The organism is Pseudomonas sp. HP_08 (assembly GCF_055284095.1).
Genome location: NZ_JBTOQC010000014.1, coordinates 113,776 through 121,010 on the forward strand (window position 1 = coordinate 113,776; position 7,235 = coordinate 121,010).

Consider the following 7,235-nt stretch of genomic DNA (forward strand, 5'->3'; position numbering starts at 1 on the left):
CGTAGTCAGACCTGATTCATGCGTTCTGCGATAAAGGTGATCAGCTGGCGGGCAATCTTGCCCTTGCTGGTCTGGGCAAAGAGCGTTGCGTGCAACGCCCGGTCGATCACGCTGCAGGCATTTTCCTCGCTGTTGAAGCCGATGCTGGGGTTGGCCACATCGTTGGCGACGATCAGGTCGAGGTTCTTGCCCTTGAGCTTGCGTGCAGCATAGTCGAGTAAGTGTTCGGTCTCGGCGGCAAAACCGACACTGAAGGGGCGATCGGGACGTGTGGCAATCGTGGCCAGGATGTCCGGGTTGCGGACCATCTGCAGCAGCAAGCCGTCGCCGTTCGTAGGATCTTTCTTAAGTTTTTGCGGGGCGATGACTTCAGGGCGGTAGTCAGCCACCGCCGCCGAGGCGATAAAGAGGTCGCAGGGAATCGCCGCCTCACACGCCGCGAGCATGTCGCGGGCGCTGACCACATCGATGCGGGTCACCCGGTCCGGGGTCGCCAGACTCACCGGGCCGGTAATCAGCGTGACCCGCGCACCCGCCTCTACCGCCGCTTCGGCGAGGGCAAAACCCATCTTGCCGGAGCTGTGGTTGGTGATATAGCGCACCGGGTCGATGTTTTCCTGGGTCGGGCCGGCGGTGATGACCACGTGCTTGCCGGTCAGGCTCAGGCGCTGGAAACACTCGGCCGCGCACAGGGCCAGGTCGCCGGGTTCGAGCATGCGTCCGAAGCCCACATCGCCACAGGCCTGAACGCCGGACGCCGGGCCAAAGACTTTCCAGCCGCGATCTTCGAGCTGGCGAGTGTTGGCCTGCACCGTGTCGTCGCGCCACATGGCCTGGTTCATGGCCGGGGCAATGGCCACGGTGGCGTCGGTGGCCAGCACGATGGTGGTCAGCAGGTCATTGGCAATGCCCTGTGCCAGGCGGGCAATCAGGTCGGCGGTGGCTGGCGCGATGAGGATCAGGTCGGCCCATTTGGCCAGTTCGATATGCCCCATGGCCGCTTCTGCCGCCGGGTCCAGAAGGTCCAGGTGTACCGGGTGTCCCGAGAGCGCCTGCATGGTCAGGGGCGTGATGAACTCCGCTCCGCCACGGGTCATGACAACACGCACTTCGGCGCCCTGGTCGCGCAAGCGGCGAACCAGTTCGGCGCTCTTGTAGGCCGCGATGCCGCCGCCGACGCCCAGAACGATGCGTTTTCGATACAGCCGCTGCATAGGCTTGCCTTGTCTTGGTCAATGGCGCGATGGCGATGACGCCTCCCCAGGCCGGGTCGCCGCGCAAAAAAGATGGGCTAAGATAGCACAGCGTCTGCACTGGAACAGCGACGTCCATTGCCGTACACGCACAACACAAGGAGGTGTTATGAGTATTCGTGACTGGCCCGCAGCGGAACGTCCGCGCGAGCGATTGTTGGCATTGGGGGCGACCAGCCTTTCCGATGCCGAGCTTCTGGCGATTTTTCTGCGCACCGGCGTGGCCGGGCACAGCGCAGTCGATCTGGCCCGGCACTTGTTGAATCAGTTCGGCAACCTGCGCGCGCTGCTCGAATCGGATCTGCCGGCGTTCAGCGCGCACCTGGGGCTGGGACCGGCCAAGTTCGCCCAGTTGCAGGCGGTGCTGGAGATGGCGCGCCGGCACATGGCCGAAAGCTTGCGCCGCGACTCGGCGCTGGAAAACCCCGAGCAGGTGCGCAGTTACCTCAAGTCCCTGCTGCGCCACGAGCCGCATGAGGTGTTCGGCTGTTTGTTTCTGGACAGCAAGCATCGGGTGCTGGCGTTCGAGGTGCTGTTTCATGGCTCGATCAATGCGGCCTATGTTCACCCGCGCCAAGTGGTCAAGCGCGCTCTGGCGCACAACGCCGCCAGCCTGATTCTGTGCCACAACCACCCTTCAGGCATCAGCGAGCCCAGCCGCGCCGACATCGAGCTGACCAAGCGGCTGATGGAGACGCTGGCGCTGATCGATGTCGAGGTGCTCGATCACGTAATCATCGGCGATGGCGAGCCGCTGTCACTGGTGGAGCGTGGCCTGATGTAGCGGCAGAACCACCTCGACCACCAGCCCGCCACCGTCGCGATTACTGATCGTCAGGCGCCCGCCGTGCAGCACGGCGACGCGCCGGGCGATGCTCAGGCCCAGGCCATAACCGCCGCAGTTGGGGTTGCGCGAGGCTTCGCCGCGCACGAATGGGTCGGTGATGGTCGGCAACAGATTTTCGGCAATGCCGGGACCTCGATCGAGAAGGCGGATATGCACCTGCTGCGCATCGCGGCGCAGCTCCAGGGTGATGTGCCGGGCGTAACGCAGTGCATTGCCCAGCAGATTCTGCAGGCAGCGCTGCAAGAGCAGTTCGTTGGCCGGCAGCACGCCGCCAACGCCAGTGACCGGCAAAGGCTCTTCGGCGCTGGCATGTTCATCGCGCAGGCGCGCCAGCAAGCGGTCGATGTCCACCGGTTGTACGGCGTGCTTCTCGGCACTCTGCAAGTAATCGAGCACTTGCGCGATCATGCGCTCCATTTCGCCGATGTTATGCCGCAGGCGCTCATGGGTACGCGGCTCGGTGACCCGTTCGGCCAACAGCCGCATGCGTGTCAGCGGGGTGCGCAGGTCGTGGGACACCGCTGCCAGAAAGTACGCCTGATCATCGAGCATCGCCTTCAGGCGCTGCTGCATGGTGTTGAAGGCCTGGGCGGCCTGGCGCACTTCTTCAGAGCCTTCGATGGCCAGCGGCGGTTGTTCAAGGTTGTCGCCCAAGGCCCGCGCTGCCTCGCCGAGGCGCTTGAGCGGGCGCAGGCACAGGCGCACTGCGACCAGGCAAATGCCCAGTACCGCCAGAATGCGCAGGGCATAGACGCGCAGCAGGTAATCGGCGATCAGCACCCAGGCCGATTCGCCGCTCCAGCCTTGCAGTTCCTGGCCTTGCACGTCCAGCCAGGCATCGCGGTCCAGTTGCACGGCAAAATGCAGGTGTGCCTGAGCGGTGCGCAAGCCGAACAGGCTGTGCCAGACAATGGGCTGGCCGGCAGGGTCGGTGAGCTGCACGCTCAGTAACCGTACCGGGTACGCCTTGCCGGTTTCATAGCGCAGCGCCTGATCGAGCAGCAGCTCGATGCGACGTCGACCGCGAACCGGTTCCTCACCGGGTGTGGCGTCGGGCATCTGCGTCAGGCAGCGCAATGTGTAATGGGTGCGCAGGTTCAGGCTGGACGGCTCGCGACAGTCGACCTGCTCAACAATGACCGCCGTATCGCGCGCCATCAGGCGCACCGGCGCTTCCAGCACCTGGGCAAAGCGCACGTCGAACCAGATGCTGCTGGACGCCAGCTGGATGCCCAATACACCGAACACCATGATCACCAGCAACTGGGCAAACAGGGTCTTGGGCCAGAGCCTGCGCATCAGCGAGCGCACCTCAGAGCGCCGGGCCGCGCGCGCTGATACTCAGCAGATAGCCTTCGTTGCGAATGGTGACGATCTGCACGGTGCCGCCCGCGGTGTCCTTGAAGTGCTGGCGCAGGCGACTGATGCACATGTCGACCGAGCGATCGTCGTGCTGGTAGTCGCGGCCAAAAGCGCTGCGGGTCAGTTGCTCGCGAGACAACACCTGCTCATGGGCGGCCAGCAGTTCGCTCAAGACCCGGTAGTCCGAGCGTGGCAAGGCCAGCTGGCGCTGGTCGGGCAAGCTCAGCAGGCGCTTGGTGTGGTCCAGTTGATAACCGGCGAAGCGTTGGCTTCTGGTCGGGCGGGTCACCGGTTCCGGTGTGCTGCGTGCCGAGCGGCGCAATACCGCCTTGATCCGCGCCAGCAGTTCACGCGGCTCGAACGGCTTGGCGACATAGTCGTCGGCCCCGACTTCCAGGCCGATCACCCGGTCGAGCGCTGCGCCCTTGGCCGAGAGCATGATCACGCCCATCTCGCGGTTGTGCTGTAACTGGCGGCACAGGCTCAGGCCGTCTTCGCCGGGCAGCATCAGGTCGAGGATCAGCAGGTTGACGCTGTGCTGTTGCAGGTGCTGCCACATCTGCGTGCCATCGGCGGCCGCCAGCACCCGATAGCCAGCCTCGCTGAGGTATTCGCACAACAGTTCGCGAATCTCGTCGTCATCGTCGACCACCAGCAAGGTTTCGCCGGCGTGCGGCGACAGGTCTGCGCGCAATGTGTCGCGTTCATTACATTCCATTACAAACTCATACATACGCGCGGTACAGCTGGAGGAGGGAGTCGATAAAAATCCTAACAAAACTAACTGCGAACGCGAAGCGATTACAATGACCCCCATCGGCAACACCTCGTATCATCCTTGCAATACACCCTCACAGAACACTGAAATTTTCCGCCTGAAGCGCTCTAGCGTGCTGATCGCCATGGGTACGGGCGTGGGCATGGCCGCGTTGCTCGCCAGCCACGGCGCCCGTGCCGACGGCACGATCGAACTGGGGGCCACCGATGTGCGTGACAGCGCTTACAGCGCCGAAGAGAGCACCGGCCAGGTCGGTTACACGGTCAACAGCACACGCAGCTCGACCGGCCTGCAACTGACCCCGCGGCAAACCCCGCAGTCGGTAACCAGCATCACTCAGGCGCAGATGCAGGACCGCGCCATTACCACTATGGAACAGGCGCTGGACGCCACGCCCGGCGTGAGCATGAGCAAGCTGGAAGTCGGCGGGCGTACCGAGTACCGGGCGCGTGGCTATGCCATCAGCAACTGGAAGGTCGATGGCCTGCAATACCCGGGCGGTTCGGATTTCAGCGGTGCGGGTTCATCGCTGAACATGGACATGTACGAGCGCATCGACATCGTCCGTGGCGCCAACGGTCTGCTGGGCGGCACCGGTGATCCGTCGGCCACCGTCAACCTGATCCGCAAGCGCCCGACCAAGGATTTCGGCGGCAGCGTGTATGCCACCTACGGCAGCTGGGACAAGGCCCGGCTGGGCGCTGACCTGAACCTGCCGCTGTCCGAAGACGGCCGCCTGCGCTCGCGCTTCGTCGTCACCCAGCAGGAAGCCAACTCGTTCCGCGACCAGCAATCTGACCGCTCGCGTGCCGGGCTGGCCAATTTCGAGTTCGATGTGGACGACGCCACTACGATTGGCGCGGGCTTTCAGTACGAATACTTCAAGATCGTCGGTGGCGGCTGGGGCGCGAACATCCCTATCTGGTGGGGCGACGGCAGCACCACCGACCTGCCGCGCAGCACCAACGTGGTGCCGAGCTGGAGCTTTGGCGAATACACCACCCGCACCGCCTTCGGCTCGCTGGTGCACCACTTCGACAACGACTGGAGCCTGAACCTCAACCTGGCGCAAACCACCACCGATGCGCTCAACCATCGCGGGCTGGCCAAGGTCAACTCGGCCGGTGGCGGCAATTACACCGGCTACTTCAACCAGGACGGCAGCGGTGCGGTGCTCAACGGTTTGCACAGCTCCACCGACACCACCCAGCAATCCGGACAGGTCGACCTGAGCGGTCCGTTCCAGTTGTTCGGTCGTAGCCATCAGGCGATGTTCGGCTACAACGACAGCCGCACCACCGCCTGGTCGCCGCAATACACCTGCACGATGCGCAGCGCACAACGCACCAGTGCCGCCGCGCTGGGCTGCCAGTTCCGCGCCAACAACGGTTTTGCGCTGAGCGACTGGCGCAACGGGGTCGACGATGACTACAGCATCGATGCCCGCAAGACCGGCCTGCACAGCAAGACCACCACACGCCTGCAAGGCCTGTACGCCGCCACGCGGATCAGCATCACCGACCCGTTGTCGGTCATCGCCGGTGTGCGCACCAGTAACTACGATGCCGTGACCCTCGCCACGTCCGGCGCACGCACCAGCCAGAGCGAAAGCGGCATCGTCACGCCGTACCTGGGCGCGGTGTACGACCTGAACGACAACTACTCGCTGTACGCCAGCTACACCGACATCTTCACCCCGCAGACGCAGGAAGATGCCGGCGGCAGCAAGATTGAGCCGATTCGTGGCAAAAGCTATGAAACCGGAATCAAGGGCGAGTGGTTCGACGGGCGCCTGAATGGCCAGGCGGCGTATTTCCGTACCCAGCAGGACAACAAGGCCGTCACCGATGGCGCCAGCCTGACGCCGACCGGCGACCAGGCCTACAAGGCCGGCTCCGGTGTGGAAACCGACGGCATCGACCTGGAACTGGCCGGCGCGATCACGCCGAACTGGAATGTCTACGGTGGCTACACGTATCTGCATTTTCGCCGTGTCGACTCAGACGGCCGCAGCGACCCGTCACACCTGTTCAAGCTGTCGACCACCTACCGGTTGCCCGGTGAGCTGGAGCGCCTGACCGTGGGCACCGGCATGACCGCACAGACGCATATCAGCGCGCTGTCGACGCCCGCCGGCCAGCCGGTCAACGGTGTCAGCCGCAGCGCCTCCGAGGTCAACTGGTCGGGTTACGCGACCTGGAACGCCATGGCCCGGTACGACATCAGCGACGACACCTCGGTGACCCTCAACGCCAACAACCTGTTCGACAAGCACTACTACACCCGCTACGGCTTCTACGCCGGCGCCATTTACGGCGACCCGCGCAGCCTGTCGCTGACGGTGCGCACCGGGTTCTGATCGGAGAAGACAACGCTTGGTGCAAAGCGCTATCGCGCAGCAAACCCTGGCCTTGTAGGAGCGCGCTTGCCCGCGACTGAGTGCGCAGCGCTCACAGAAATCTATGAAACGCTGACATTTTACGACTGCTACGCAGCCGGTCGTCCGAGTGCGGCCCAGGGACAAGCGCGCTCCTACAGGTTACGGCTTCTACGCCGGCGCCATTTACGGCGACCCGCGTAGCCTGTCGCTGACCGTGCGCACCGGGTTTTGATCGGAGAAGACAGCGCTTGGTGCAAAGCGATATCGCGCAGCAAACCCGGGCCTTGTAGGAGCGCGCTTGCCCGCGACTGAGTGCGCAGCGCTCACAGAAATCCATGAAACGCTGACATTTTACGACTGCTACGCAGCCGGTCGCGGGCAAGCGCGCTCCTACAGGTTACGGCTTCTACGCCGGCGCCATTTACGGCGACCCGCGCAGCCTGTCGCTGACGGTACGCACCGGGTTCTGATCGGAGAAGACAACGCTTGGTGCAAAGCGCTATGGCGCAGCAAACCCTGGCCTTGTAGGAGCGCGCTTGCCCGCGATTGAGTGCGCAGCGCTCACAGAAATCTATGAAACGCTGACATTTTACGACTGCTAACGCAGCCGGTCGC

The 7,235-nt window shown here is 63.9% G+C and carries 5 protein-coding genes; 2 read left to right on the forward strand and 3 right to left on the reverse strand.

Annotated features, from left to right (window positions below; genetic code table 11):
• Positions 1 to 5: 5 nt before the first annotated feature.
• A complete protein-coding gene (gene coaBC / locus ACYAS9_RS15255; RefSeq protein ID WP_463569140.1) occupies positions 6 to 1,214 on the reverse strand; it encodes a bifunctional phosphopantothenoylcysteine decarboxylase/phosphopantothenate--cysteine ligase CoaBC in 1,209 nt (402 codons plus the stop codon).
• 148 nt (positions 1,215 to 1,362) lie between these two features.
• On the opposite strand from coaBC, the gene radC reads away from it, so the two are divergent.
• The gene (radC, locus tag ACYAS9_RS15260; RefSeq protein WP_463569141.1) at positions 1,363 to 2,037 is read left to right on the forward strand and encodes a RadC family protein; all 675 of its coding nucleotides are present in this window, start codon (positions 1,363 to 1,365) and stop codon (positions 2,035 to 2,037) included.
• Here radC and ACYAS9_RS15265 read toward each other — a convergent pair.
• Both ACYAS9_RS15265 and ACYAS9_RS15270 read right to left on the reverse strand, forming a co-directional pair.
• Positions 2,011 to 3,399, reverse strand: a complete 1,389-nt coding sequence (locus ACYAS9_RS15265; RefSeq protein WP_463569142.1) for an ATP-binding protein — start codon at positions 3,397 to 3,399, stop codon at positions 2,011 to 2,013. The two genes, radC and ACYAS9_RS15265, sit on opposite strands and share 27 nt — an antisense overlap.
• Positions 3,400 to 3,412: 13 nt before the next feature.
• Positions 3,413 to 4,180, reverse strand: coding sequence for a response regulator (locus ACYAS9_RS15270; protein WP_463569143.1), 768 nt, complete (start codon positions 4,178 to 4,180; stop codon positions 3,413 to 3,415).
• Between the two features lie 184 nt (positions 4,181 to 4,364).
• Between ACYAS9_RS15270 and ACYAS9_RS15275 the strand changes: the two genes are divergently transcribed.
• Positions 4,365 to 6,599 (forward strand): TonB-dependent siderophore receptor, encoded by a 2,235-nt coding sequence (locus tag ACYAS9_RS15275; RefSeq protein WP_463569148.1) that lies wholly within the window; start codon positions 4,365 to 4,367, stop codon positions 6,597 to 6,599.
• Positions 6,600 to 7,235: the final 636 nt, after the last annotated feature.

What these genes read in the sequence shown, in the direction of transcription:
- coaBC (WP_463569140.1), bottom strand. Translation starts at nt 1,214, where the DNA reads ATGCAGCGGCTGTATCGAAAACGCATCGTTCTGGGCGTCGGCGGCGGC.
- radC (WP_463569141.1), top strand. Translation starts at nt 1,363, where the DNA reads ATGAGTATTCGTGACTGGCCCGCAGCGGAACGTCCGCGCGAGCGATTG.
- ACYAS9_RS15265 (WP_463569142.1), bottom strand. Translation starts at nt 3,399, where the DNA reads ATGCGCAGGCTCTGGCCCAAGACCCTGTTTGCCCAGTTGCTGGTGATC.
- ACYAS9_RS15270 (WP_463569143.1), bottom strand. Translation starts at nt 4,180, where the DNA reads ATGGAATGTAATGAACGCGACACATTGCGCGCAGACCTGTCGCCGCAC.
- ACYAS9_RS15275 (WP_463569148.1), top strand. Translation starts at nt 4,365, where the DNA reads ATGGGTACGGGCGTGGGCATGGCCGCGTTGCTCGCCAGCCACGGCGCC.